The sequence below is a fragment of the Actinomadura sp. GTD37 genome, from assembly GCF_041951365.1.
Classification (GTDB): Bacteria; Actinomycetota; Actinomycetes; order Streptosporangiales; family Streptosporangiaceae; genus Spirillospora.
Window position 1 is genome coordinate 2772311 of record NZ_JBGNUS010000001.1, and the last position, 23979, is coordinate 2796289.

Below are 23979 nucleotides of genomic sequence, written 5' to 3' on the forward strand. Positions count from 1 at the left end.
GAGGAGAGGCGCATGAGCGCGGACGAGCGGTACGTCGTCGGGGTCGACTTCGGCACGCTGTCGGGGCGGGCGGTGGTCGTCCGCGTCCGGGACGGCGCCGAACTCGGCGACGGCGTCCACGAGTACGGCCACGGGGTGATCGACGAGGCGCTGCCGTCCGGCGCCGGCCTGCCGCCCGACTGGGCCCTCCAGGCCCCCGGGGACTGGGTGGACGTGCTGCGCTTCGCCGTCCCGAAGGCGCTCGCCGTCGCGGGCGTCCCGGCCTCGCGGGTCATCGGGATCGGCACCGACTTCACCGCCTGCACCGTCCTGCCCGCGACGGCGGACGGCACGCCCCTCTGCGAGCGGTACCCGGACCGTCCGCACGCCTGGCCGAAGCTGTGGAAGCACCACGCCGCGCAGCCGCAGGCCGACCGGATCAACGCCCTGGCCGCCGAGCGCGGCGAGCCGTGGCTGCGCCGCTACGGCGGCAAGATCTCCTCGGAGTGGGAGTTCGCGAAGGCCCTGCAGCTGCTCGAAGAGGACCCGGAGCTGTACGCGGAGGCCGACCGCTGGATCGAGGCCGCCGACTGGATCGTCTGGCGGCTCACCGGCGCCGAGTCCCGCAACGTCTGCACGGCCGGGTACAAGGGCATCTACCAGGACGGACGGTACCCGTCGCGGGAGTTCCTCGGCGCGCTCCACCCCGGCTTCGCCGGCTTCCCCGCCAAGCTCGGCCACGACCTCGCGCCGCTCGGCGGCCTCGCCGGGACGCTGACCGCGGAGGCCGCCGCCTGGACGGGCCTGCCCGCGGGCATCGCCGTCGCGGTCGGCAACGTCGACGCGCACGTCACCGCCGCCGCGGCCGACGCCGTCCGCCCCGGCCAGATGGTCGCGATCATGGGGACGTCCACCTGCCACGTCATGTCGTCCGGCCTGCTCGCCGAGGTCCCCGGCATGTGCGGCGTCGTCGCCGACGGCATCGTGCCCGGCCTGTGGGGGTACGAGGCCGGGCAGTCCGGCGTCGGCGACATCTTCGGCTGGTTCGTCGACAACTGCGTGCCCGCCTACTACAACCAGGTCGCCGCCGCCGCGGGGCGGACCGTCCACGAACACTTGACCGCGCTCGCCGAGGCCCAGCCGGTCGGACGGCACGGCCTCGTCGCGCTCGACTGGCACAACGGGAACCGCTCGGTCCTCGTCGACCACGACCTGTCCGGCCTGATCGTCGGCCAGACGCTCGCCACGAAACCCGAGGACGTCTACCGGGCGCTGATCGAGGCCACCGCGTTCGGCGCCCGGATGATCGTGGAGACGTTCGAGGCGTCCGGCGTCCCCGTCGAGGAGTTCGTCGTCGCGGGCGGCCTGGTGAAGAACGCCTTCCTCATGCAGGTGTACGCGGACGTGCTGCGCCGCCCGCTGTCGGTCATCGGGTCGGCGCAGGGCCCGGCGCTCGGCTCCGCCGTCCACGCCGCCGTCGCCGCCGGCGCCCACCCCGACATCACCTCGGCCGCCGCCGCGATGGGGCGCCGCGTGCCGTCCGCCTACGTCCCCGACCGGGCCCGCGCCGACGCCTACGACGCCCTCTACGAGATCTACCGCGGCCTCCACGACCACTTCGCCGACGGCGCGATCATGCACCGCCTCCGCGCCCTCCGTTGACCTGCGGCGTGTTGTTGTTATGGGGCCCCTCAAAACAACAACACGCCGCAGGTCAACGGGCGGGGGCGGTGCTGCGGCGGATGACCAGGCGGCTGGGGACGAGTTTCGGGTCGTCTGATGCCGGGGGCTCGCCCGTGAGTTGCGCTATCAGCAGTTCGACGCAGTGGCGGCCGAGGGCGGTGAAGTCCTGCCGGACGGTGGTGAGCGGCGGGGTGAGGAACGCCGCCTCCGGGATGTCGTCGAACCCGATCACGCTGACGTCGTCGGGCACCCGGCGGCCGCTCTCGTGGATCGCCCACAGCAGGCCCAGCGCGATCTGGTCGTTCGCCGCGAACACCGCCGTGACGTCGCCGTCGGCGGCGAGCAGCCGGCCGCGCTCGTAGCCGGACCGGGCGCTCCAGTCGCCGGGCGCGCAGTCCGGGACGGCGGCGCCGGCCTCGGCGAGGGCGTCCCGCCAGCCGCGGGTGCGCTCGGTCGCCTCCGACCAGTCGGCCGGGCCCGGCACGTGGTGGACGGTCCGGTGCCCGAGCCCGAGGAGGTACCGGACCGCCTCGCGGGGCGCCAGGTAGTGGTCGGCGGACACGGTCGGCACGGCGGCCGCCGGCCCCAGCAGGACGGTCGGCAGGTCGCCGGGCAGGTGCCGCAGCGCCTCGTCCGGCGGGACGTGCCCGGGGATCATGATGATGCCGTCCACGCCCTGGTCGCGGAACCGGTCGACCGCCCCCGCCACCGCGCCGTGCCCCGGCGACTCCAGGCTCGCGACGCTGGTGAAGAACTCGGCGGCGCGGGCGGTCCGCTCGATCGCCGCGATGATCGACGCCGGGCCGAACAGCGCCGTGTCGAAGCTGACCACGCCGAGCGTCCGGGACCGGCCGGTGGCGAGGGCCCGCGCCGCCGCGTTCGGCCGGAAGTCGAGCTGCGCGGCCGCGGCCAGCACCCGGTCGCGGGTCTTCGGGCTGACCATCGGATGGTTCTTGAACACCCGCGACACGGTCTGGTGCGAGACCCCGGCGAGCCGGGCGACGTCGCGGAGCCCGGGCCGGGCCGGCGGTGGGGTGGCGGTCATGTCTCCTCGGAACATACCGGGTCCGCCGTCCGCGGCGGCCCGGTCAGCGGGACGTCCCGGCGCGCCGCTTCGTCCAGATGTCGAACGCGACCGCCGCCAGCAGCACCAGGCCCTTGATCAGCATGACCCGCTCGCTCGGCGCGCCGAGCAGCGACATCCCGTTGTTGATCACGCCCATGATCAGGCCGCCGGTGATCGCGCCGACCACCTTGCCGACGCCGCCCTGCACGGCCGCGCCGCCGATGAACGCCGCCGCGATCGCGTCCAGCTCGAACATGTTCCCGGCGGTCGGGCCCGCCTGGTTGAGCCGTCCGGCGAACACGATCCCGGCGACGGCCGACAGGACGCCCATGTTCACGAACAGCCAGAACGACACCGACTTCACCTTGATGCCGGACAGCCGCGCCGCGAGCGGGTTGCCGCCGAGCGCGTACACGTGCCGGCCGAACACGGCCCGGTTCATCACCAGCGTGGAGCCGAGGACGAGCACGCCCAGCAGGACGAGCACCCACGGCATGTTCTTGAACCGGGCGAGCTGCACGGCCATGAACATGACGACCACGACGGCGAGCGCGTTCCGCAGCGCGAACACGGTGAGCGGCTCGACCTTCTGCCCGTAGCCGATGCGCCCCTGCCGGTTCCGCCAGCCGAGCCCGACGTACCCGCCGACCAGGGCCAGCGCGGCGAGCAGCGTGAACAGGTCGGCGCCGCCGAGCGGCCCGAGCGCGACGTTGCCGAGGTAGCCGGACAGGAAGCCGTTGGCGATCGTCCGCACCTCGTCCGGGAACGGGCCGATGCCCTGGTTGCCGAGGACGGTCAGGGTCAGCGCCCGGAACACCAGCATCCCGGCCAGCGTCACGATGAACGCCGGGATCTCGAAGTAGGCGATCCAGTAGCCCTGCCACGCGCCGATCGCGGCGCCGGCGAGGATCGTCAGCAGCACCGCGAGCGGCCACGGCACGCTGTGCTCGACCATCAGCACGGCCGCGATCGCGCCCGTCACGGCGACCACCGACCCGACCGACAGGTCGATGTGCCCGCCGATGATGATCAGGATCATGCCGATGGCCAGGATCAGGATGTAGGAGTTCTGGACGATGATGTTGGAGATGTTCTGCGGGGACAGCAGCTGCCCGTCGGTGAGCACCGCGAACAGCGCCACGATCAGCCCGAACGCGATGTAGATCCCGCTCTGCCGCAGGTTGACCGGCAGGCCCCGGCGCGGGGCCGGCTTCTCCGCCGGCGGCGGGGACACGGCCCGGTCGGCCGGCGCCACGCTGCTCATGTTCTGGTCTCCTCGGTCTGGGTCATGTAGTGCATCAGCCGCTCGGGGGTCGCGTCCGCGCGGCTCACCTCGCCGGTGATCCGGCCGCCCGCCATCGCGTACAGGCGGTCGCAGATCCCGATCAGCTCCGGCAGCTCGGACGAGATCACCAGCACCGCCCGGCCCTGGTCGGCCATCCGGTTGATGATCGAATAGATCTCGTACTTGGCGCCCACGTCGATGCCGCGGGTCGGCTCGTCCAGGATCAGCACGTCCGCGTCGGTGAAGATCCACTTCGACAGGACGACCTTCTGCTGGTTGCCGCCGCTCAGCTGCCCGGTCACCGACAGGACGCTCGGCGCCTTGATGTTCATCTCCTTGCGGAACCGCTCGGCGACCTCGAACTCGCGGTTGTCGTCCACCCAGCCGGCCCTGGCGAGGCCGCGCAGCCCGGCCGCGGAGACGTTCCGCTTGACGTCCTCGATGAGGTTCAGCCCGTAGGTCTTGCGGTCCTCGGTCGCGTACGCGAGCCCGTGCCGGATCGCGTCGGTGACCGTGCGGACGGAGATCTCCCGGCCGTCCTTGTAGATCCGGCCGGTGATCCCGGTGCCGTAGCTGCGGCCGAACACGCTCATCGCCAGTTCCGTCCGGCCCGCGCCCATCAGGCCGGCGAGCCCGACGATCTCGCCGCGGCGCAGGGTGAGCGCGGCGCGGTCCACGACGACCCGGCCGCGCTGGGTGGGGGAGTGGACGGTCCAGTCCTCGATCCGCAGCACCTCCTCGCCGACGGCGGGGACGCGGTCGGGGAACCGGTGCTCCAGGTCGCGGCCGACCATGCCGGAGATGATGCGGTCCTCGGACACGTCGCCGCCCATGTCGAGCGTCTCGATCGTCCGGCCGTCGCGCAGGATCGTGGTGGAGTCGGCGATCGCGCGGATCTCGTTCAGCTTGTGCGAGATGATCACGCAGGTGATGCCCTCGTCGCGCAGCCCGCGCAGCAGGTCGAGCAGGTGCGCGGAGTCGGCGTCGTTCAGCGCGGCGGTCGGCTCGTCCAGGATGAGCAGCCGCACCCGCTTCGACAGCGCCTTCGCGATCTCCACGAGCTGCTGCTTGCCGACGCCGAGGTCCATCGCCGGCGTCACCGGGTTCTCGTGCAGCCCGACCCGCTCCAGCAGTTCGGCCGCGTCGGCGTTCGTCCGGTTCCAGTCGATGAGCCCGAACCGCCCCCGGCGCTCGTTGCCGAGGTAGATGTTCTCCGCGATCGACAGGTACGGGCTGAGCGCCAGCTCCTGGTGGATGATGACGATGCCGCGCTGCTCGCTGTCGCGGATGCCGGAGAACCGGCACGGCTCGCCCTCGAACTCGATCTCGCCGCTGTAGTCGCCGTGCGGGTACACCCCGGACAGCACCTTCATCAGCGTCGACTTGCCGGCTCCGTTCTCGCCGCAGATCGCGTGGATCTCGCCCCGCCGCACCTCCAGGTTCACGTCCTGGAGGGCCTTGACCGCGGGGAAGGTCTTGGTGATGCCGCGCATGCGCAGTATCGCGTCGGTCATGGTCCTCCTCCGGGCCGGCGGGCGCCCCGCTCCGCGGGGGAGCGGCGGCGCCCGCCCGTCCGTCCGTCCGCTACTTCAGCTGGGCGTCGGTGTAGTAGCCGGTGTCGACGAGTTCCTTCTGGTAGTTGTCCTTGTTCACGATCACCGGGTTGAGCAGGTAGGACGGCACGACCTTCTCGCCGTTGTCGTAGTCCTTGGTGTTGTTCACCTCGGGCTTGCCGCCCTTCAGCACCGCGTCGGCCATCTTCACCGTGACCGAGGCGAGCTGCCGCGTGTCCTTGTAGATGGTCGAGTACTGCTCGCCCGCGATGATCGACTTGACCGACGCGACCTCCGCGTCCTGCCCGGTCACGATCGGGTAGGGCTGGCCGGGCGTCCCGTAGCCGCTGGACTTGAGCGCCGACAGGATCCCGATCGACAGGCCGTCGTAGGGGGACAGGACGCCCTGGACCTTCGTCCCGCCGCCGTAGGAGCGGGTGAGGAGGTCCTCCATGCGCTTCTGCGCGCGCTCCGGGTCCCAGCGCAGCGTGGCGATGGTCTTGAAGTCCTTCTGGCCGCTCTTGACGACGAGGGTCTTCTTGTCGAGGTAGGGCTTGAGGGTGTCCATCGCGCCGTTGTAGAAGAACGTCGCGTTGTTGTCGTCGGGGGAGCCGGCGAACACCTCGATGTTGAAGGGGCCCTTCGCCGTGCCCTCCGACCCGTCCGGCTTCTTCAGCCCGAGCCCGACGAGCAGGGACGTCGCCTGCTGCACGCCGACCTTGTAGTTGTCGAAGGTGGCGTAGTAGTCGACGTTCGGGGAGTTGCGGATCAGCCGGTCGTAGGCGATGACCGGGACGTCCTTGTCGGCGGCCTTCTGCAGCTGCGTGGTGAGCGCGGTGCCGTCGATGGACGCGACGATCAGCAGCCGGGCGCCCTTGGTGATCTGGTTGTCGATCTGGTTGGCCTGGGTGGGGATGTCGTTCTCGGCGTACTGGAGGTCGACCTTGTAGCCGAGCTGCTCCAGCTGCTTCTTCAGGTTGTCGCCGTCGTGGATCCAGCGCTCGGACGAGCGGGTCGGCATCGTGACGCCGATGAGGGCGCCGGCCGCCGGCTTGTTCTCGGCCTTCTCCTTGTCGACGGTCTTCTCCGTCGAGCCGCACGCGGTCATGCCGAACGCGAGGCCGAGGCCCAGCGCCAGGCTGACGAGCTTCCTACGCTTCACGTCTCACCTCGGGGGTGGTGCCGGTGTCCCGGGACACACTGTTACCGGTCACACTGCGATGTCAAGAGCCCGCCGCCCGCCGCGCCACAACCGTGACCCCGCACCCGGACGGGCCCGTTCACCGATTGTTAGCGTTACCAACCTGCTCGTCAACACTCTCCGGGCCCCCAATGCGGCGCACCCGGAAAGTCGGGCGAATCTCCGTCAACCTGGGTGTTCGCTTGTGCACCTCTTGACAGCGGACGTGGTTAACGCAAACATCCGAGGGCGGGCCCGTGTACGGCGCGGACGGGTCCGGGCGCGCGACCGGGCGAGCCCGCGGCCTCGCCGGCCGCGGGCTCGCGACGTGCCGGGGAGGGGCCGGGCGATCGGTCCCCGCCGGGTTCAGGATTCGCTGAAGTCGTCCCGGGACAGGCCCTTCTCGGCCATCTTGTCCTCGAGTTCCGCGCCGAGCTCGGTCCGGTCGTCCGGGCGCCGCCGGGGCTCCCGATCCGGATCCCGGTCCGGGTCGCCGCCCGGTTTCGCCACCACCTGGTCGGTGTCGTGGGTCTTCGGCGCGTTCTCCTCAGGCGTGGTCATCGCTGCCCCCCGGTGTCGAATGGCTCGCCGGCACGTCCGGCCGTCGCGCTACGGGCTACCCGGCGCGGCCCGCCTCTAACTGCGCCCCCGGGCGCTGTGAGAGGCGGGCCGCGCGGAACGCCCGACCTAGCGTGCGGGGCGGGACCGGCCGCGGCGGCCGAGCCGTATCCCGCTCAGCACGAGGTCGACGACCAGCACCACGATGCCGATGATCAGCAGGTAGAACAGGCCCTTCACGACGACGCCGACGATGCCGAGCGCCACCGCGATGAGCAGGATGAACAGGAACAGTGCCACGGCGCGTCCCTCCCTGGCGGGTCGATGGTCAGCGGCGTGCGAGCCGGCGCTCGTCGGGCGCTGCCTCGTAGGCCAGGTCGTAGTGGGCGAAGACGGCGTCCTCCTCGCCGGCGAGGAGCTCCCCGTCCGTGTCGATCGCGGGGGCGTTCTTGATCTGCTTCTTCGAGCGGGCGAGCCGCACGTGGTCCGGCCCGACCGTCGCCCCGTCGAGCGGCGCGAACACGAGCCGCTGCCGCATCGGCATGCCCATCTTGACGGTGGCGAAGGCGGGCTCGTCGGTGAGGGTGTCGACGTAGACGGCCTCCAGCTCACCGATCTTGCTTCCGGACTCGTCGATCACCGTCCGGCCGCGCCACTCCCGGATGTCCTCGATCTCGAACATGTGCACTGTCCAGCCCTTGGAACGGAAGCCCTGACAAGCCTCATCTACCCAGCTCGCAGGGGATATGTCCGGCTGGCGGGACGGGTTCTCACGCGGGCGGGACGGCGCCGTGGGCGGCGAGTTCGTCCTGGTAGGGGAACGAACCGGGGGAGTAGGAGCACCAGGGCTCCGCGGCGTAGGGATCGCCGGACACGGCCGTGGCCCGGGAGCGCGATCCGCCGCAGAGCGTCCGGAACTCGCAGGCGCCGCACTTCCCGGTGAGGTTGGCGGGGTCGCGCAGGCCGACGAACAGGGGCGAGGTCCGGTAGATGTCGGGCAGCCGCCCGCCGCGCACGTTCCCCGCGGGCGTCGGCAGGAACCCGCTGGGGTGGACGGTTCCGCGGTGCGAGACGAACACGAACCCGCGTGCCGAGCCGACGTCCATGGGCGGGCGCCGGGCGCGCCGCAGCGGCAGGTCCATCTCGGCGAGCCGGTCCCGCAGGCTCGCGTAGAGCGGGCCGAGGCCGAGCGCGGCCGTATGGTCGGCGCCGTGCCGCCGCAGGATCTCCCGCTGGACGGCGACGCGCCGGAAATGGTGGGCCTCGGTCGTCCGCGCGGGGATGTGGGCGCCCGCGTCGTAGACGAAGTTGAGGACGTCCTCGACCTGGTGCGGGTCGAGGCCGGGCAGCAGCTTGCCGCGCCCGGTCGGGACGAGCAGGAACGCGCTCCACGTGAGCGCCCCCATCTCCTGGACGACCCGCACGATCTCCGGCAGGTCGGTCAGGTTGTGCCCGGTGACGGTGGTGTTGATCTGCACCTTCAGGCCGAGGCCGCGGGCGGCCCGCCAGGCGTCCAGCGTCCAGCGGTAGACGCCGGGCGTGGCGCGGAAGTCGTCGTGGATCCGCGCGTCCGACCCGTCCAGGCTGAGCGAGACGGCCCGCGCGCCCGCGTCCCGCAGCCCGGCGAGGGCGGCCTCGGTGAGCGTCGGCGTGCCCGACGGGGAGACCGCGACCGGCAGGCCGACGCGGTCGCCGTGCCGGACGAGGTCGAACAGGTCCGGCCGCTGGAACGGGTCGCCGCCGGTGATGACGAACAGCGGCGGCGGGCTGCCGAACGCCGCCACCTGCTCGATGAGGTCGAACGCCTCGGCCGTGCTCAGCTCCCCGGCGTCCCGGTCGGGCCGGGCCTCGGCGCGGCAGTGCCGGCAGGCCAGCGGGCACGCCTGCGTCGCCTCCCAGATCACGATGAACGGCCGGTCGGCGGTGTCGTGGCGGGGCACGCGGATCTGTTTCACGGTCACGGCGGTCTCACGTTCGCAGCAGGTAGTCGATGGCGTCGGCGGCGGAGTAGTCGCCGCCGGTCGCGCGGACGAGGTCGGGCAGGAAGCCGAGGTCCTGGCCGAGGGTGAGCAGCGGCGGCTCCACGTAGCCTTCCGGGCGGTGCTGGCCGTGGCCGATGTTCGCGACGAGCGCGTTGCACAGGCAGCGGCGCCCGGCCGTCTCCGCGGCGGTCCCGCCCTTGCGGACGTAGGCGTCGACGGGTTCGGCCGGGCAGCGGTAGCCGACCGTCCCGTTCTCCTTGAGGTAGGGGGTCCGCAGGTAGCTCAGGTCGCACAGCCGGGGGCGCTCGGCGTAGACGTCCGGCTCGGACAGCGTCCCCGGCAGGGCGGCGACCTTGAACGGGAACCCGGTCGGCGAGGCGCGCGGGTCGTTGCGCACGCGGAGCGTGCCGTCCAGCGCCCGCTGGACGAGCTCCTTGCGCATGCCGGGTTCGAGGCCGGACTCCCGGCACAGCGCGAACACGCTGCCGGCCTGGATGCCGGCGGCGCCCGCCGCGCGCGCCTCGGCCACCGTGCCGGGCCGGGCGCGGCCGCCCGCCACCCAGAACGGCAGGCCGAGCACGGCGACCTTCGCCGGGTCGATCCGGTCGCGCTGCCCGTAGACCGGCTCGCCGCCGTCGTCCAGGCGGAGCCGGCCGCGCGGCGGCGCGCTGTGCCCGCCCGCGACCGCGGACTCCAGCACGAACCCGTCCGGGCGGGTGGCGGGCGACCGGTGCAGGTACATCGCGAGGACGGACGACGACACGATCGCCAGGAACCGGGGCCGGGGCGCCTCCGCCTGCGTCCCGGGCCCGGCCAGCGACGCGGGGTCGAAGGAGAACTCGCGGCCCTCCTCCGCGCCCGCGACCGTGATCGTCACCCGGCCGGGCCACCCGGCGGCGAGCGAGTCCAGCAGGGCGGGGATCTCGGTGGGGATGCCCGCGCCCATCAGGACGTAGTCGACGCCCGCCAGCATCGCCCCGTAGGCGGCGGCCGGTGTGGCGAGCTGGATCTTCTCCAGGTAGTTGATCCCGACCGGGCCGCCGTGGCCCTGCTTGGCGAGCCAGACCTCGGCGAAGTTCCCGGCGACGGTCAGCTCGTCGCGGGTCCGGTTCGGGCGCAGGCCGAGCTTCGGCACCGGCCGGAACCGCTCCCCGGGCTCGATCCCGCCGGGGACGAAGTAGCGCTCCAGGACGCGCTCGGCCACCCCGGGCAGCGGCAGGTGGGCGAGGGCGCGGCGCAGGTGCCCGCCCTCGTCCCCGGCCTGGAGCCCGCGGGCGAGCAGGGCGTCCAGCGCGACCCCGGAGACGACGCCGAGCTGTCCCGTCCGGGCGACGGCGCTCGCCAGCCGCCATCCCGAGACGCCCGCGCCCATGCCGCCCTGGACGATGCGCGGCGTGTCCGTCTCAGACATTCCGCTCCCGCGCCGTCGCCGCCCACGTCAGCAGGCTCAGGCCGGCGGCGCGGGCGTGGCGCCGGGTCGTCAGGATGGCGTCGACCGTGTCCTCCGGGAGGGTCTCCACCATGATGGACAGCCCGTCGCAGTCGCTGACGTGCGGGAGGATCTGCCGGGTCAGCTCGATCCCCCGCTCGGCCTGGCGGGGCGTCAGCCGGTCGTGCCCGGTGAGCGTGTAGAGCCGCTGGACGTTGCGGATCGCGCCGTCGTGGTCGGCGAGCAGCTTGGCCACGTACTCGGCGCCGAAGATGGCGACGAGCTGCGGATACATCGACTCCTCCTCGTAGCGGAAGTGCGGGCCGGTCGCGGCGTCCACGGCCGCGACCAGCTCCCGCACCCGCTCGGTGTCGCGGAGCCGGAACGCCTCCACCAGGTCGAGCAGGAGGTCGCGGACACCGCGGTGCTCCGTGCGGAACACGTCGGTGAACTCTTGGACGAGGGTTGGCATCGTTCGCCTTTCTTGCGCGGGTCGTCAGACGCGTTCGAGGACTTCGGGGAAGGGGCGGCGGGGCGTGCCGGGCACGAGCCGGCCGTAGCCGAGCCGGATGACCGCCTGGATGTGGCCGTACGGCCGGGGCTCGGCGGGCCCGGCGGCGCGGGCGTCCAGGAGCTGGGAGAGCGGCGAGGCCGACACGCCGCGCCGCGCGGCGGTGAGCAGGACCCGCTGCAGCGCCTGCCCGGCGCGCAGCCAGTCCGGCGGCCCGTCGCCCCGGGTGAGCAGGACGGCGAGCTGCGGGCGGGCGTCGAAGTCGTCGGCCTCGCGTCCGGCGTCCGGCGCGCCGAGGCCGAAGTCGCGCAGCGGCAGCCCCCGCCCGGTCGGCCGCGGGCCGAAGGCGTACCAGGGGATGCCGTCGCCGCGGGCGCGGTCCGGCGTCCAGCGGGCCAGCTCGGCGCGGTAGGCGGGGTCGGCGGCGAGTTGCGCGTCCGCCGCGGCGATCAGGCCGAGCAGGTACGCCGTGGTCTGCGGGCCGGGGAGGCTCAGCGCCGCCCCCTCCTCGCGGGCCGCGGTCACCAGCTCGTCCCGGACGACCTGCGGCACCCGCTTCGCCCCGAACGGCCGGCGGTTGGTGCGCCGGTGCGGGATCGTCGCGTACAGCTCCGCCTCGCCCGGCGACGGCATCGCCGCGTCCACCGCCCGGACGGACGCCAGCAGCGCCGGCTCGCCCGCGGCGTCCGGGAACGCGGTGACGACCGGCCGGTGCCCGGTCACCCGGATCGCGAGCCGCAGGTTGAACAGGGCGGCGCCGCAGCTGAGATGCAGGGCCCGGCCGCGCGGATCGATGACCGGGAGCCCGCGGTCCAGGTCGGCGCGCAGGTCCATGACGGACGCGTCCTCGTCGAGCCGGAACCGCCAGGGCTGGGTGTTGTGCACGGACGGCGCCGCGACCGCCGCGGTCACCAGCCGCCGGACCCCGACGTGCGTGGCGAACGGATGGAGCATGCCGCACCTCCTTGTGCTGCCGCTGTACTCCACAGGCTCCCGCCCGCCGGGCCGGCCGCCCCAGGGCCGAAGGTCCCGCGGGCGGCGGGACCAAGGACGGTACGTGCGCCGATACCGCCACGACGGGCCCTTCGGTCCGGGCCGCCGGGACTTTGGACCCTCCTCGCGCGGCGGGCCCGGCCGTAACCCTGGGAGCGTGACCCTCCTCCGCCCGCGCGCCTCCCGGTTCGCCGCCGCCGCGATCGCCCGGCTGTCCCTGCGGCCGTCCCCGCCCGTCGCCGGGGTGCTGGTCGGCTGCCTGCTGACCGCGCTCGCGGTCGGGTACGCGACGAGCGGCCAGACCGGGACGCCCGCCCAGACGGTGGCGGCGTCGGGGGCGCGGGTGGTGGAGGTGAGTCTGGTCGGTATGCGGATCCGTCCGGGGACGGTGGAGGTGGCGCCGGACGCGCGGGTGGTGCTGCGGGTGACCAATAAGGACGCGATGCGTCATGATCTGCGGTTGGCGTCGGGTCAGGCGACGCCGATGCTGGACGCGGGTGAGTCGGCGACGTTGACGGTGCCCTCGGTGCGGGGCGTGATCGAGGGCTGGTGCACGGTGCCGGGTCATCGCGCGGCCGGGATGACGATGCAGATCAAGCCGGTCGGGGGGTCTGCCGCGCCGTCGGTGTCACCGTCGATGGACCACCAGGCGATGGGTTCGGGCCAACTCGATCTGTCCGCGCACCCTTCCCCGGGTTGGAAGCCCTATGACGCGGTGCTCAAGCCTGCTCCGGGTGGTAGGGAGCATCGGGTGGAGTTGCGTGCGGCCGATGGGGTGTTGGAGGTGGCGCCGGGGGTGCGGCAGGCGATGTGGACGTTCGGTGGTTCGGTGCCGGGTCCGGTGCTGCGCGGCAGGGTCGGGGACGTGTTTGTGATCACGTTGGTCAATGACGCCGGTATGGGTCATGGGATTGATTTTCATGCTTCGACGTTGGCGCCGGATGTGCCGATGCGGACGATCGGGCCGGGGGAGCGGTTGACGTATCGGTTCACGGCCGAGCATGCGGGGGCGTGGTTGTATCACTGCTCGACGATGCCGATGTTGCAGCACATCGCGAACGGTATGTACGGCGCGGTCGTCATCGACCCGCCCGATCTGCCCCGCGTGGACCGTGAGTATGTGCTGGTGCAGGGCGAGTTGTATCTGGGTGCGCCGGGTTCTGTGGGGCAGGTGGCCAGGATGCGCGAGGGGCGTCCGGACGGGTGGATGTTCAACGGGACCGCCGCCGGTTACGACCATGCACCGTTGGTGGCGCGTGCGGGTGATCGGGTGCGGGTGTGGGTGGTGGACGCGGGCCCGTCCGACGGCACGGCGTTCCATATCGTCGGCGCCCAGTTCGACACGGTCTACAAGGAGGGCGCGTATCTGCTGCGCAAGGGTGATCCGGGCGGCGCGCAGATCCTCGACCTGGCACCGGGTCAGGGCGGCTTCGTCGAGACCGTCGTCCCCGAACCCGGGCATTATCCGTTCGTCGACCACGACATGCGCCACGCCGAATCCGGCGCCCACGGCATCCTGAAGGTGACCGGATGACCTGGTGGTCGGCCATCCGCTTCTTCCACGTGACGGCGGCGGCGCTGTGGGTGGGCGGGCAGCTCACCATCTCCCTGGTCCTGCTGCCGCTCGCGCGCCGGATGCTCGCCGGGGAGCAGTGCGCCCAGGTGGCGCGCGAGGTCGGACGCCGCTTCGGCATCTTCACCGGCGCCGTCTTCCTGCCGGTGCAGATCAGCACGGGCGTGGCCATGGCCTGGCACAAGGGGGTGACCTGGGCGTCGCTCGTCCAGCCCGGCTACGGCCGCATCCTCGGGGCGAAGCTGCTGCTGTTCGGCGCCGTCATCGCGGTCGCCGGCGTGCACGGCTGGGCCAGTTCCCGGCATCCGTCCTTCGCGCGGGCCATGGCGATCGCCTCGCTCATCGGCTCCGTCGGCATCGTCCTCGTCGCCACCGCACTGCCCAGCACCTGAGGGGAATCCCATGACCGACCGCCGTGACCGCCCGCTCGTCTACTCGTGCTCCGGCTGCTCCAGCGCCGCCCAGATGACGAACTGGCTGGCGGTCCAGCTCGACCGGCGCGGCGCCGCCGAGATGTCCTGCATCGCGGGGGTGGGCGGCGACGTGCGCAGCCTGGTCCGCAAGGCCACCAGCGGACGCACGGTCATCGCGATCGACGGGTGCGCGCTGGAGTGCGCCCGCCACTGCCTCGCCCGGCACGACGTGACCCCGGACGTCCACCACCGGCTCAGCGACGCGGGCGTCCGCAAGCGCCTGGGCGAGGACTTCGACCCCGCCCAGGCCGAAGAGGTCCTCGGCGAACTCCTCCGCCGCGTCGAAGCGGAGACCGGCCCGCGGGACGGCTCGGACACGTGAAGCGGCCCGGCGGCCGGTCGCCGGACCCGCGTCAGCGGGTGCGCTGGAGGAGTTTCAGCGCCTCCACCACGAGGTAGGACGCGACGGCGATGACCGCGATGCGCGCCCAGGCGGCACCGCCGAGCGGCGCGGACCCGAACACGTCGTTCATGAAGGGCGTGTACGTGTAGAACGCTTGGAGCGCGGCGAGGGCGACGACGCTGACGGCCACCCACGGGTTGCGGCGGACGCCGCCCCACAGCAGCGGCCGGTCCAGCGACAGGCAGTTGAACATGTAGGTCAGCAGCGTCAGCGCGAACACGTTGACGACGATCGTCTGCGCGGCCGCCGGGGACGCGCCGTGGGCGCGTTCCCAATGCTGGAGGCCGAAGGAGCCGGCGAGCAGGATCCCCGAGACCAGCAGGATCCGGACGGTCATCGCGCGGGTGAGCAGCGGCAGCGCCGGGTCGCGCGGCGGGCGGCGCATGATGTGCTCGTCCTTCGGCTCGACGGCGAACGGCAGCCCGAGGACGAGCACCGCGGTCATGTTCAGCCACAGCACCTGGAGCGGCAGGATCGGCAGCGCGGTTCCGGCGACGATCGCGGCGACGAGGACCAGGCCGAGCCCGATGTTGGACGGCAGCGCCCACACGATGAACTTCACCAGGTTGTCGAAGACGCCGCGCCCCTCCTCGACGGCCCGCTCGATGGAGGTGAAGTCGTCGTCGGTGAGCACCATGTCGGCCGACTCCTTGGCGGCGTCGGTGCCGGTGCGGCCCATGGCCACGCCGATGTCGGCCTGCTTGAGGGCGGGCGCGTCGTTGACCCCGTCGCCGGTCATCGCGATGACGTGCCCGGACGTCTGCAGCGCCTGGACGAGGCGGAGCTTCTGCTCGGGGGAGACGCGGGCGAAGACGGTGGTGGCGTGCAGGCGCTCGGGGGAGAGGTCGCCGGTGAGGTCCGCGCCGGTCATGACCTCGCCCTCAAGGCCGACGCGGGCGCCGATGGCGGCGGCGGTCGCCGCGTGGTCCCCGGTGATCATCTTGACCTGGATGCCCGCGTCGTGGCAGGTCCGGATGGCGCGCGCGGCGTCCTCGCGGGGCGGATCCAGCATGGCCTGGAGGCCGAGGAACGTCAGCCGGGGCAGCTCGTCCAGCGTCTCGGCGCGCCCGCGGGCGAAGGCCATCACGCGCAGGGCCCGCGCCCCGTACGCCTCGGCGCGGGCGGTGACGGCGGCCGGGTCCAGGGGGACGGGCGCGCCGTCCGGTCCGGCGGCGTCGTCGCACAGCTCCAGCAGCCGCTCGACCGGGCCCTTGACGTAGACGGCGCCGTCCTCGTGCAGGGTCGCCATGTAGCGGCGCTCGGAGCTGAACGGCAGCGTGGCGGTGCGCGGCGGTACGCGGTCGAGCCCGGCCTTGGCGGCGCTGGTGACGAGGGCTCCCTCGGTCGGGTCGCCGGTGATCGTCCAGCCGCCGTCCTTCGCGGCGAGCCGCGCGTCGTTGCAGCCGAGCCCGGTCAGCAGCGTCTCCCGGAGGGCGGGGTGGTCGGCGAGGGCGACCGGGCGGCCGTCCCGCTCGATCGCGCCGTCCGGGGCGTAGCCGGTGCCGGTGAGGGTGTAGTCGCGTCCGCCCGCGGTGATCGCGGTGACGGTCATCTGGTTCTGGGTGAGCGTGCCGGTCTTGTCGCTGCAGATGACGGTGGTGCCGCCGAGCGTCTCCACGGCGGGCAGCCGCCGGACGATGGCGCCGTGCCGCACCATCCGGGCCACGCCGAGCGCCAGCGTGATCGTCACGACGGCGGGCAGGCCCTCGGGGATCGCGCCGACCGCGAGCGCGACGGCGGCGGTCAGCATCTCGGTCGCGTCCCGGCCGCGCAGGATCCCGATCACGAAGGTGAGCGCGGCCAGCACCAGGATCGCCACCGTCACGACCTCGCTGAACCGCGCGATCTTGCGGGTGAGCGGCGTCCGCACCGCCGCCGTCGTCTGCACCAGCCGGTTGATGCCGCCGAGTTCGGTGTCCGCGCCGGTCGCCACGACCAGCCCGGCGCCCGCGCCCGCGGTCACCAGCGTCCCGGAGAACGCCATGCCGGTGCGGTCGGCGAGCGCCGCCTCGGGCAGCGCCGCCGGGTCCTTCGCGACGGGCGCCGACTCGCCGGTCAGCGCCGACTCGTCCACCGCCAGCTCGTCGGTGCGCAGCAGCCGCAGGTCGGCCGGGACCTTGTCGCCGGCCTCCAGCGCGACCAGGTCGCCGCGGACCAGCTCCGCCGCCGGGACCTCGACCGGCGCGCCGTCCCGGACGGCCACCGCCGTCGTCCGCGCCATCGCCGCCAGCGCGGTCAGCGCCTTCTCCGCGCGCGACTCCTGGACGAACCCGACGATCGCGTTCACGACCACCACGCCGAGGATCACGAGCGCGTCCACGTGCTCGCCGAGCAGTCCCGTGACCAGCGCCGCGGCCAGCAGGACGTAGATCAGCGGGCTGTTGAACTGGAGCAGGAACCGCAGCACCGGGCCGCGCCCGCGCGCGGCGGGCAGGGTGTTCGGCCCCTCCCGCTCCAGCCGGGCGGCCGCCTCGGCGGAGGCCAGCCCCCGGGACGCGTCGCCGCCGAGGTCGCGCACGACGTCCTCGGCGGGTCTGCGGTAGGGCGCGAGTGCCGTCGTCATCCCATGCCTCCTGTCGCCTTCACCCTCCGGTGCCCGCCTCGGCGTCGCCAGGGCCGGAGGTCCCGTGGATCTTCGGACCATGCCCCTGAACGGGGCCGCGACGCGCGGGGACGGTTCAGGGGCGGGGGTTCCGGCGGCCGGCCTTGAGCTGGGCGGCGAGGGCGGCGGCCTGGGTGCGGCGGCTCATGCCGAGTTTGGCGAAGATGTTGGAGATGTAGTTCTTGACGGTCTTCTCGGCGAGGAAGAGGCGTTCGCCGATCTGCCGGTTGGTGAGGCCCTCGCCGATGAGGTCGAAGATGTGGCGTTCCTGGTCGGTGAGGCCCTTGAGGGGGTCTTGCTTCTCTTGGCGGTCGCGGAGGCGTTGGAGCATCCGGGCGGTGGAGCGGGGGTCGAGCAGGGATTGCCCGGTGGCGACGGTGCGGACGGCGCCGACCAGGTCCGAGCCGTGGATCTGTTTGAGGACGTAGCCGGAGGCGCCTGCCATGACGGCTTCGAAGAGGGCGTCCTCGTCGTCGAAGGATGTCAGCATGAGGCAGGCAAGGTCGGGCATCTGGGAGCGGAGTTCGCGGCAGACGGTGACGCCGTCGCCGTCGGGGAGCCGGACGTCCAGTACCGCCACGTCGGGACGCGCGGCGGGGATGCGCGCGAGCGCGTGCTCGGCGGTCCCGGCCTCGCCCACGATCTCGATGTCGTCCTCGGCCGACAGGAGTGCGGCCACCCCGCGGCGGACGACCTCGTGGTCGTCCAAGAGGAACACCCGGATCGTCTTGCCGGCCTCGCCGGTCATGGCATCGTCCTTCACCTCGTCGCTGACGGACTGGACGTTACCCGCTACCCGTACACGGTCACACGCATCGGACGTCCCGCCATTGAAGGGACCAAGGTCCCGAATCGGGTGTCCGCCCCGGGCGGGGCGGCCCGCCCGCGGGGGAGACCGGGCGGAGGTCCCCCCGCCAAGGGCCCTTCGGCCCTGTGTCGCCGATCACGTAGGGGGTGGGATGGGACGCGGGAGAACGTCGACCACACGATCGGGGGCGAATCCGGTGAGCAGCATTACCGCGGCGGACCTGGCGCGGCAGGCGTTCCTGCGCGGGATGCGGGGCGCCGACCTGGCCAGGCTGGCGACCGCCGCCCGCGCCGCCGAGATCCCGGCCGGCCGGCGGATCATCGCCGAGTCCGCGCCGGCGGAGCGGTTCTGGCTGGTCCAGGACGGATCGGTGGCCCTCGATCTCCGCGTCCCCGAGCGCGGCCCGGTCGTCGTGGACACGTTCGGGCCCGGCTCCGTCCTCGGCTGGTCCTGGCTCTTCCGCCCGTACCGGTGGCGTTTCGGCGCGACGGCGCTGACGGACGTCCGGGCGATCGAGTTCGACGGCAGGCTGATCCGCACCCTCTGCGCCGTCGATCCCGCGCTCGGCTACGAACTCACCCGCCGTTTCACCGAACTCGTCGTCGACCGGCTCCAGGTGGCCCAGATGCGGCTCCTGGAGACCCCCTGCCCGGAGCCCGCGCCGCACCCCTGACCGCCTCAGCCGGGCACGATCACGGCGCGTCCGGTGAGCCGCCCGGCCTCCAGGCCGGCGAGCAGCCATTGGAATAATTCCGATTGACTAAGTAGGAAATAGGGTCCATGCTGTTCGCATGAACCAGGGGCCCTCTCTGTGGACGCGACCGCACGTCGATCTGGGTCGGCTGGCGAGCGGCCTGTGTCGTCCCGCCCCGTCCCAGTGACGCGTGGCGGCAGCATCCGACGACTCAGGAGAGGGAACAGATGACGACGAGCACGATCGCCCCCGCCGGCGCCGCACTGGCCGCGGCGGCGGCCGACCTGGCGGAACGCTGCGACGAGTGGCTGCCGCGCGTGCGGCTCAGCCCGGAGGGGCGCTGGTACGAACGGCTGCACCGCGACGGCGACCGGGAGATCTGGCTGATCAGCTGGCTGCCCGGGCAGAGCACCGGCCTGCACGACCACGGCGGCTCGCGCGGCGCGTTCGCCGTGGCGCTCGGCGCGCTGGAGGAGGCCGACCTGAGCGCGGTCCGGACGGTGACGGCCGGCAGCCCCCGCGCCTTCGGGGCCGACTACGTCCACGAGGTGCGCAACGTCTCGTCCGCCCCGGCCGTCAGCGTGCACGTCTACTCGCCGCCGCTGGCCCACATGAACCGCTACGACCTCGTGGACGGCCGCCCGGTGCGGCGCGCCACCGAGGAGGCGGGCCAGTGGTGACGCCGCGCATCGTCACGCTGATCGGCGACCCGCGGCCGCGATCGCAGACCCGCGCCGCCGCCGCCCTCGCCGCCAAGTCCGTCGGCGGGCGCGTCGGCCCCGCCGACCAGGAGATCCTCGACCTGTCGGCGCTGGCGGCCCCGCTCGGCTCGGCCTCGGCCTCCGCCGTGGTGGAGACGGCGGTGGAGATGGTCGCCGAGGCCGACGTCCTGGTGGTGGCGAGCCCGTCCCACCGGGGCACCTACTCCGGGCTGCTGAAGACCTTCCTCGACCGGCTTCCCGGCGGAGCGCTGACCGGGTCCGTGGCGCTGCCGCTGCTGGTCCTGAGCGACCCGCGGCACGCGCTCGCCGTGGACGTCCACCTGCGCCCGGCCCTGGTGGAGCTCGGCGCGTTCGTCCCGACCCCGGGCGCGGTGCTGCTGGAGAGCCGGATCGAGCGGGCGGGCGCGATCCTGGACGGCTGGGCCGGGCAGGTGGCTCCCCAGGTGGCGGCGGCGCTCGCCGTCCGGGCCACCGCCGCCTGACCCGCCGCTCCCGGCCCGGCGAGCAGGCGGCTCACATGGGACTTGACGGTGTGCTCGGACAGGACGAGCCGCCCGGCGATCTCGGCGTTGCTCAGGCCGTCGCCGACCAGGTGCAGGACGTCGTGCTCGCGCGGGGTGAGGCCGTGGACCCGGCCGGGGCGGTAGCGTTTCTGCTACAAGTGTAGTCCCACGCGACGGGGGAGTCCGTGAGCGCCGAAGGAAGTACGAAGGCCGTCGTCACCGCGCTGGCCGCGAACCTGGGGATCGCGGTGACCAAGTTCGTGGCGTTCGCGCTGACGGGCTCGTCCTCGATGCTGGCCGAGGCGATCCACTCGGTGGCCGATTCCAGCAACCAGGCGCTGCTGCTGATCGGCGGGAAGCGCGCGGAGCGGCGCGCGACCGAGGAGCATCCCTTCGGGTACGGGCGCGAGCGCTACATCTACGCGTTCCTGGTGGCGATCGTGCTGTTCAGCCTGGGCGGCCTCTTCGCGCTGTACGAGGCGTGGCACAAGATCAGCGACCCGCACCCGATCACCGAGTGGCAGTGGGTGCCGATCGTCGTGCTGCTGGTCGCGATCGTCCTGGAGGGGACGGCGCTGCGCACCGCCGTCAAGGAGTCCAACCTGGTCCGGGGGCGGTCGAACTGGGTGCAGTTCGTCCGGCGGTCCAAGTCGCCGGAGCTGCCGGTGATCCTGCTGGAGGACACCGGGGCGCTCGCCGGGCTGGTCTTCGCGCTGGGCGGTGTCGGGCTGACGCTGATCACCGGCGACGGCGTCTGGGACGGGATCGGCACGGCGGCGATCGGCGTCCTGCTCACCGCCATCGCGATCGTGCTGGCCACCGAGGTCAAGAGCCTGCTCATCGGCGAGTCGGCGGGGCCCGAGCACGTGCGGCTGATCAGGCGGGCGATCGTGCAGGGCCGCGACGTCCCCTCGGTGATCCACATGCGCACCATGCACCTCGGGCCGGACGAGCTGCTCGTCGCCGCGAAGATCGCCATCGACCTCCAGGACGACGCGCGCGAGGTCGCCGACGCCATCAACGACGCCGAGGCCCGCATCCGCGAGGCGGTGCCCATCGCCCGCCTCATCTACCTTGAACCCGACGTGCTCCGCAAGGGAGGCTGAGGGCCGTGGCGCGCAGGTCGCTGGGACAGCTGGAGGCCGAGGTGCTCGCCGCCCTGGCGGGGCTCGGCGGGGACGCGAGCACGGCCGAGCTGGTCGCCCGGCTGGACGGCGAGCCGGCGTACACGACGGTGAACACCGTCCTGCACCGGCTGCACGAGAAGAAGCTGGTCTCGCGCACCCGCGCGGGGCGCCACTACCGGTACCGGCTCGCCGTCGACGAGTCCGAGCTGGTCGCCGGGCGCATGCACGACCACCTGCGGCACGCCAGCGACCCGGCCGGCGCGCTGAGCCGCTTCGCGCGGTCGCTCAGCGCGGAGGAGGCGCGCCGGCTGCGCGAGTTCCTCGACCCGCCGAAGGACGGCGGCGGGTGAACTGGTTCCCGCTGCTGCCCCTGGCGATCATGCTGGCGCTGAGCGCGGTGCTCGGCCGGCTCCCGTCCCGGCTGCATCCGTCCTGGTCGGCGCGGCTGCTGGCCACCACGGGGGCGATGACGGCGGTGGCCGCCCTCGGCACCGGCGTCTTCGTCGCGATCAACTACGCGGCGACGCTGGCGCCGTCCGCGGCCGCGCGCGTCCCCGAGTGGGCGCTGTTCGGGGACGACAGGCCGGTCCCGGACGCCCTCGGCGTCGCGGCGGCCGTCCTGTCCGCCGCCGGGCTGCTGGTCACCGCGCGGACGGCCGTCCGCTGGTCCGGCGAGCTGCGGGCCGCGCGGGCGCGGACCGGCGAGCCGCTCGACACCGACGTCCCGATCGCCGTCGCGGTCCCCGGCCGCCACGGCGGCGTCATGGTCTCCCGGGGCCTGCTGCGCGACCTGACGCCCGCGGAGCTCCAGGTCGTCTTCGAGCACGAGGCGTCGCACCTCAGGCACCGCCACCACCGCTACCTCGCCGCCGGGATCCTGGTGGCGGCGCTCCTGCCGCCGCTCCGCCCGCTGGACGGGCGGCTGCGGCTGGCGGTGGAGCGATGGGCCGACGAGGACGCGGCCGAGGCGACCGGCGACCGCGCCGCCGTCGCCCGGACGCTCGCCAAGGTCGCGCTCGCCCAGCCGCGGACCTCCCCGGCGGCCGCGTTCGCCGAGTCCGGCGTCGTCGAGCGCGTCGAGGCGCTGCTCGGCACCCCGCCGGCGAAGAACCCGGTCACCGGCCCGCTGCTGTTCATGGGCAACGGGGTGGTGACCGGTTCGCTGGCCGCCGCGACCCTCCAGCTCGATCACGTCATCGCGTCGTTCCTGCTGTCGCTGCTCGCGTTCCGCTGACGCGCCGCCGGGCTCGCGTCCCGCCGACGCGCCGCCGGCGGGCCGCGCCCCCGGTCAGAGCTCGAACTCGGAGGGGTCGAGGCCGACGGCGAAGCACGCCTCGCGGACGACGGCCTTCTCGCTCTCGTCGAAGTTGCCGTCCGCGCCGCCGATCACGATGCCGATCTGGATGACGGCGCGGGCCTCGGCGGGCTTCTTCTTGGTCTTGCCGATGTCCTGCAGCACCGAGACCTTGCCGAAGTCGAAGTCGGCGGTCAGCTTGGACACGTAGTCGTTGAAGCGGCGCTGCAGGTCGTCGGCCGGGAAGTTCTGCAGCACCTCGTTCGACGCGATCAGCGACGCGGTGCGCTGCCGCTCGGCCGGGTCGACGCTCCCGTCCGCGGCGGCGACCAGCGCGCACATCGCCATGCTCGCGTCCCGGAACGCCCCGCTCTTGAGATCGTTCTTCTTGCTGAGCAGCTGCGTCTGCATGGTCTGAGTCGACTCGCGCAGCTTGTCCCAGAAAGCCATCGATTCCTCCGCTCATCGGTTCCACCAACTGCTACAACCGTAGTAGCACAATGGAGGACGCCCATCACCCCGCGGACGTTCCCGCTTTCCCGAACCCGGACGGAACCCGGGCGATTGCGGGCTAGCGCGCGACCCAGCGGTGGTAGTCGTCCAGGTCGACGTTGCCGCCGCAGACGATGGTGACCACATGCCGGCCTGCGAAACGGCCGGGGTCCTCCAGGACGGCGGCGACGCCGAGGGCCGCCGAGGGCTCGACGACCAGGCCCGCGTGCTCCAGGAGCAGCCGCATGCCCGCGATGATGGACGCCTCCTGCACGAGGACGGCGTCGTCGGCCACTTGCAGGAGGTCGTCCAGGACGGCGGGGATGGGGGACCGTCCGGCGACGCCGTCGGCGATGGTGTCGGTCGAACCGGTGGTGACGACGCGCCGCTCGCGCCAGGAGCGGGTCATCGCGGGCGCGCCCAGGGGCTGCACGCAGACCACCTCGACTCCGGGCGCCAGGGCCTTCAGGACATGGCCCACCCCGGTGGCCATGGCGCCGCCTCCGAGGGCGATCAGGACGGTGTCGAAGCGGGACGCCTGTTCCGCCAGTTCCAGGCCGATGGTCGCCGCGCCCTCGCAGGTCTCGACGTCGAGGCTGTCCTCGACCAGCCGGACGCCGCGCCGCCGCGCGATGCCCGCCGCGTGCTCCCGGGCCGTGTCGAAGTCGCCGTCGACCAGTTCCAGCGCGGTGCCCAGGGCGCGAATCCGGTCCAGTTTGGCGGCCGGCGCCCGGCGCGACGCCACCACGGTCACGTCCAGGCCCCGGCGGCGTCCCGACCAGCTCAGCGCCAAGCCCAGGTTGCCGGCAGTGGCGCACACCGCGGCCGTCCGGCCTTGATCGAGCAGCCCGCTCGCGACGAGTTCGGTGCCCCGCGCCTTGAAGCTGCGGACGGGGTTCGCCGTCTCCAGTTTGACGCTCACCGCGCAGCCGAGCACGCGTCCCAGGGTGTCGCACGGGAACAGCGGAGTGTCCAGGAACATCGGGTCGATCGCGCGGCGACCGGCGCGGATCCGGTCGAGATCGAGACGCGTCTTGGCCACGTTGCGACAACGTACTCCACTGCGGTG

At 73.1% G+C, this 23979-nt stretch carries 26 protein-coding genes; 11 read left to right on the top strand and 15 right to left on the bottom strand.

What is annotated here, in order from left to right:
• Window positions 1-12 precede the first annotated feature (12 nt).
• Window positions 13-1641: a ribulokinase gene (gene araB / locus ACA511_RS13545; RefSeq protein ID WP_375024545.1), complete on the top strand. Its 1629-nt coding sequence runs from the start codon at window positions 13-15 to the stop codon at window positions 1639-1641.
• A gap of 52 nt (window positions 1642-1693) precedes the next feature.
• Here the strand turns inward: araB and ACA511_RS13550 are convergent, their stop codons facing one another.
• The 11 genes from ACA511_RS13550 to ACA511_RS13600 all read right to left on the bottom strand — a co-directional run bounded on the left by ACA511_RS13550 (window position 1694) and on the right by ACA511_RS13600 (window position 12180).
• Entirely contained in the window at window positions 1694-2707 is a 1014-nt protein-coding gene (locus ACA511_RS13550) for a LacI family DNA-binding transcriptional regulator (RefSeq protein WP_375024546.1), read from the bottom strand.
• A 43-nt stretch (window positions 2708-2750) separates the two neighbouring features.
• Complete coding sequence (gene mmsB, locus ACA511_RS13555) at window positions 2751-3992, bottom strand: multiple monosaccharide ABC transporter permease (protein WP_375024547.1); 1242 nt, start codon at window positions 3990-3992, stop codon at window positions 2751-2753.
• Window positions 3989-5527 carry a multiple monosaccharide ABC transporter ATP-binding protein gene (mmsA, locus tag ACA511_RS13560; protein ID WP_375024548.1) on the bottom strand — a complete coding sequence of 513 codons (1539 nt, stop codon included), beginning with the start codon at window positions 5525-5527 and terminating at the stop codon, window positions 3989-3991. Before mmsA ends, mmsB begins: the two co-directional genes overlap by 4 nt.
• Window positions 5528-5597: 70 nt before the next feature.
• Entirely contained in the window at window positions 5598-6674 is a 1077-nt protein-coding gene (gene chvE / locus ACA511_RS13565; RefSeq protein ID WP_375024733.1) for a multiple monosaccharide ABC transporter substrate-binding protein, read from the bottom strand.
• A 438-nt stretch (window positions 6675-7112) separates the two neighbouring features.
• The gene (locus ACA511_RS13570; protein WP_375024549.1) at window positions 7113-7307 is read right to left on the bottom strand and encodes a hypothetical protein; all 195 of its coding nucleotides are present in this window, start codon (window positions 7305-7307) and stop codon (window positions 7113-7115) included.
• A gap of 126 nt (window positions 7308-7433) precedes the next feature.
• Entirely contained in the window at window positions 7434-7604 is a 171-nt protein-coding gene (locus ACA511_RS13575; protein WP_375024550.1) for a hypothetical protein, read from the bottom strand.
• A gap of 28 nt (window positions 7605-7632) precedes the next feature.
• Complete coding sequence (locus ACA511_RS13580) at window positions 7633-7986, bottom strand: PRC-barrel domain-containing protein (RefSeq protein ID WP_375024552.1); 354 nt, start codon at window positions 7984-7986, stop codon at window positions 7633-7635.
• 88 nt (window positions 7987-8074) lie between these two features.
• Window positions 8075-9265: a TIGR04053 family radical SAM/SPASM domain-containing protein gene (locus tag ACA511_RS13585; protein WP_375024553.1), complete on the bottom strand. Its 1191-nt coding sequence runs from the start codon at window positions 9263-9265 to the stop codon at window positions 8075-8077.
• Window positions 9266-9272: 7 nt separating this feature from the next.
• Window positions 9273-10697 carry a nitronate monooxygenase gene (locus ACA511_RS13590; RefSeq protein ID WP_375024554.1) on the bottom strand — a complete coding sequence of 475 codons (1425 nt, stop codon included), beginning with the start codon at window positions 10695-10697 and terminating at the stop codon, window positions 9273-9275.
• Window positions 10690-11187, bottom strand: a complete 498-nt coding sequence (locus ACA511_RS13595; RefSeq protein ID WP_375024555.1) for a hemerythrin domain-containing protein — start codon at window positions 11185-11187, stop codon at window positions 10690-10692. Before ACA511_RS13595 ends, ACA511_RS13590 begins: the two co-directional genes overlap by 8 nt.
• A gap of 24 nt (window positions 11188-11211) precedes the next feature.
• A complete protein-coding gene (locus ACA511_RS13600) occupies window positions 11212-12180 on the bottom strand; it encodes an Acg family FMN-binding oxidoreductase (protein ID WP_375024556.1) in 969 nt (322 codons plus the stop codon).
• Between the two features lie 196 nt (window positions 12181-12376).
• Between ACA511_RS13600 and ACA511_RS13605 the strand changes: the two genes are divergently transcribed.
• Genes ACA511_RS13605 through ACA511_RS13615 form a run of 3 tightly spaced genes read left to right on the top strand, consistent with a single transcriptional unit; the run spans window position 12377 to window position 14587 of the window.
• Window positions 12377-13753, top strand: a complete 1377-nt coding sequence (locus ACA511_RS13605) for a multicopper oxidase domain-containing protein (protein WP_375024557.1) — start codon at window positions 12377-12379, stop codon at window positions 13751-13753.
• On the top strand, window positions 13750-14184 hold the full coding sequence (locus ACA511_RS13610) for a hypothetical protein (RefSeq protein WP_375024558.1): 435 nt from the start codon (window positions 13750-13752) through the stop codon (window positions 14182-14184). The genes ACA511_RS13605 and ACA511_RS13610 overlap by 4 nt, the downstream gene beginning before the upstream one ends.
• A gap of 10 nt (window positions 14185-14194) precedes the next feature.
• Window positions 14195-14587 carry a putative zinc-binding protein gene (locus ACA511_RS13615; RefSeq protein ID WP_375024559.1) on the top strand — a complete coding sequence of 131 codons (393 nt, stop codon included), beginning with the start codon at window positions 14195-14197 and terminating at the stop codon, window positions 14585-14587.
• A 31-nt stretch (window positions 14588-14618) separates the two neighbouring features.
• Here ACA511_RS13615 and ACA511_RS13620 read toward each other — a convergent pair whose 3' ends face one another.
• Both ACA511_RS13620 and ACA511_RS13625 read right to left on the bottom strand, forming a co-directional pair.
• Window positions 14619-17231: a cation-translocating P-type ATPase gene (locus tag ACA511_RS13620; protein ID WP_375024560.1), complete on the bottom strand. Its 2613-nt coding sequence runs from the start codon at window positions 17229-17231 to the stop codon at window positions 14619-14621.
• A gap of 115 nt (window positions 17232-17346) precedes the next feature.
• The gene (locus ACA511_RS13625) at window positions 17347-18018 is read right to left on the bottom strand and encodes a response regulator (RefSeq protein WP_375024561.1); all 672 of its coding nucleotides are present in this window, start codon (window positions 18016-18018) and stop codon (window positions 17347-17349) included.
• Between the two features lie 256 nt (window positions 18019-18274).
• On the opposite strand from ACA511_RS13625, the gene ACA511_RS13630 reads away from it, so the two are divergent.
• From ACA511_RS13630 to ACA511_RS13660, 7 genes are all read left to right on the top strand, one after another.
• A complete protein-coding gene (locus ACA511_RS13630; protein WP_375024562.1) occupies window positions 18275-18751 on the top strand; it encodes a cyclic nucleotide-binding domain-containing protein in 477 nt (158 codons plus the stop codon).
• Between the two features lie 118 nt (window positions 18752-18869).
• Window positions 18870-18959 carry a putative leader peptide gene (locus ACA511_RS13635; protein ID WP_375024563.1) on the top strand — a complete coding sequence of 30 codons (90 nt, stop codon included), beginning with the start codon at window positions 18870-18872 and terminating at the stop codon, window positions 18957-18959.
• 40 nt (window positions 18960-18999) lie between these two features.
• The gene (locus ACA511_RS13640; protein WP_375024564.1) at window positions 19000-19452 is read left to right on the top strand and encodes a cysteine dioxygenase family protein; all 453 of its coding nucleotides are present in this window, start codon (window positions 19000-19002) and stop codon (window positions 19450-19452) included.
• Window positions 19449-19976, top strand: coding sequence for an NAD(P)H-dependent oxidoreductase (locus tag ACA511_RS13645; protein WP_375024565.1), 528 nt, complete (start codon window positions 19449-19451; stop codon window positions 19974-19976). The genes ACA511_RS13640 and ACA511_RS13645 overlap by 4 nt, the downstream gene beginning before the upstream one ends.
• Window positions 19977-20182: 206 nt before the next feature.
• The gene (locus tag ACA511_RS13650) at window positions 20183-21103 is read left to right on the top strand and encodes a cation diffusion facilitator family transporter (RefSeq protein ID WP_375024566.1); all 921 of its coding nucleotides are present in this window, start codon (window positions 20183-20185) and stop codon (window positions 21101-21103) included.
• Between the two features lie 5 nt (window positions 21104-21108).
• Window positions 21109-21474: a BlaI/MecI/CopY family transcriptional regulator gene (locus tag ACA511_RS13655; protein ID WP_375024567.1), complete on the top strand. Its 366-nt coding sequence runs from the start codon at window positions 21109-21111 to the stop codon at window positions 21472-21474.
• Entirely contained in the window at window positions 21471-22358 is an 888-nt protein-coding gene (locus ACA511_RS13660; RefSeq protein ID WP_375024568.1) for a M56 family metallopeptidase, read from the top strand. The genes ACA511_RS13655 and ACA511_RS13660 overlap by 4 nt, the downstream gene beginning before the upstream one ends.
• A 54-nt stretch (window positions 22359-22412) precedes the next feature.
• Here the strand turns inward: ACA511_RS13660 and ACA511_RS13665 are convergent, their stop codons facing one another.
• A complete protein-coding gene (locus ACA511_RS13665) occupies window positions 22413-22868 on the bottom strand; it encodes a tellurite resistance TerB family protein (RefSeq protein ID WP_375024569.1) in 456 nt (151 codons plus the stop codon).
• A gap of 121 nt (window positions 22869-22989) precedes the next feature.
• Window positions 22990-23952: a threonine/serine dehydratase gene (locus tag ACA511_RS13670; protein WP_375024570.1), complete on the bottom strand. Its 963-nt coding sequence runs from the start codon at window positions 23950-23952 to the stop codon at window positions 22990-22992.
• Between the last annotated feature and the right edge of the window lie 27 nt (window positions 23953-23979).

Bases quoted from the DNA above. Each gene is read 5' to 3' on its own strand.
- mmsA (WP_375024548.1), bottom strand. From the start codon at position 5,527: ATGACCGACGCGATACTGCGCATGCGCGGCATCACCAAGACCTTCCCC.
- ACA511_RS13610 (WP_375024558.1), top strand. From the start codon at position 13,750: ATGACCTGGTGGTCGGCCATCCGCTTCTTCCACGTGACGGCGGCGGCG.
- chvE (WP_375024733.1), bottom strand. From the start codon at position 6,674: ATGACCGCGTGCGGCTCGACGGAGAAGACCGTCGACAAGGAGAAGGCC.
- ACA511_RS13580 (WP_375024552.1), bottom strand. From the start codon at position 7,986: ATGTTCGAGATCGAGGACATCCGGGAGTGGCGCGGCCGGACGGTGATC.
- ACA511_RS13570 (WP_375024549.1), bottom strand. From the start codon at position 7,307: ATGACCACGCCTGAGGAGAACGCGCCGAAGACCCACGACACCGACCAG.
- ACA511_RS13590 (WP_375024554.1), bottom strand. From the start codon at position 10,697: ATGTCTGAGACGGACACGCCGCGCATCGTCCAGGGCGGCATGGGCGCG.
- ACA511_RS13635 (WP_375024563.1), top strand. From the start codon at position 18,870: ATGAACCAGGGGCCCTCTCTGTGGACGCGACCGCACGTCGATCTGGGT.
- ACA511_RS13615 (WP_375024559.1), top strand. From the start codon at position 14,195: ATGACCGACCGCCGTGACCGCCCGCTCGTCTACTCGTGCTCCGGCTGC.
- ACA511_RS13620 (WP_375024560.1), bottom strand. From the start codon at position 17,231: ATGACGACGGCACTCGCGCCCTACCGCAGACCCGCCGAGGACGTCGTG.
- ACA511_RS13640 (WP_375024564.1), top strand. From the start codon at position 19,000: ATGACGACGAGCACGATCGCCCCCGCCGGCGCCGCACTGGCCGCGGCG.
- ACA511_RS13625 (WP_375024561.1), bottom strand. From the start codon at position 18,018: ATGACCGGCGAGGCCGGCAAGACGATCCGGGTGTTCCTCTTGGACGAC.
- ACA511_RS13595 (WP_375024555.1), bottom strand. From the start codon at position 11,187: ATGCCAACCCTCGTCCAAGAGTTCACCGACGTGTTCCGCACGGAGCAC.
- ACA511_RS13665 (WP_375024569.1), bottom strand. From the start codon at position 22,868: ATGGCTTTCTGGGACAAGCTGCGCGAGTCGACTCAGACCATGCAGACG.
- araB (WP_375024545.1), top strand. From the start codon at position 13: ATGAGCGCGGACGAGCGGTACGTCGTCGGGGTCGACTTCGGCACGCTG.
- ACA511_RS13600 (WP_375024556.1), bottom strand. From the start codon at position 12,180: ATGCTCCATCCGTTCGCCACGCACGTCGGGGTCCGGCGGCTGGTGACC.
- mmsB (WP_375024547.1), bottom strand. From the start codon at position 3,992: ATGAGCAGCGTGGCGCCGGCCGACCGGGCCGTGTCCCCGCCGCCGGCG.
- ACA511_RS13550 (WP_375024546.1), bottom strand. From the start codon at position 2,707: ATGACCGCCACCCCACCGCCGGCCCGGCCCGGGCTCCGCGACGTCGCC.